At 52.4% G+C, this 506-nt stretch carries 1 protein-coding gene; it reads right to left on the bottom strand.

Features of this window, described 5'->3' with window-relative positions; all coding sequences use genetic code 11:
- A partial coding sequence (locus F2B26_RS17855; protein WP_201292842.1) for a S46 family peptidase occupies positions 1-506 on the bottom strand: 506 nt, incomplete at both ends.

Raw genomic sequence — 506 nt, 5'->3', positions numbered from 1 at the left:
AGTCGCCGATGATAGATTCATAGACGCCGTCAAACAGCAGACCAACCAGCTCGGCGCGACCGTTCAGGGTTGGTGAACCTGAGTTACCACCTGTGGTATCCAGGGTCGACAGGAAGTTCACCGGCACAGAGTCGATAGCCTTCACATAGTAGTCGCCATATTGCTTCTGCTTAATCAGCTCAAGCTGCTTCTTAGGCGCGTCGAACGGTACCTCTCCCGTGTCTTTGGCCAATATGCCTTCCAGACGAGTGAATGGTACGGCAACCAGGCCATCTTGTGGGGAGTAGCCCTTCACATGACCCACGGTAACACGCAGGCTAGAGTTAGCATCGGCGTAAACCGGCTTACCCAGCTCCTTGTTGTAGGCGATGATGGCATCCATATATTGAGGACGTACCTTCATCAGCTTGCCATACAGCTCCTTCTCTTTCTTCTCCTGCGCCATATCTGTGTCATACATGGCGACGGCAAACTTGATGAAAGGATCTTTAGAGGCCTTGAAGTCG

This window comes from Cellulomonas citrea (assembly GCF_009829685.1).
Classification (GTDB): domain Bacteria; phylum Actinomycetota; class Actinomycetes; order Actinomycetales; family Cellulomonadaceae; genus Cellulomonas; species Cellulomonas citrea.
The sequence above is the reverse complement of the archived record's forward strand: the minus strand, read 5'-3'. Positions and strand labels throughout refer to the sequence as shown.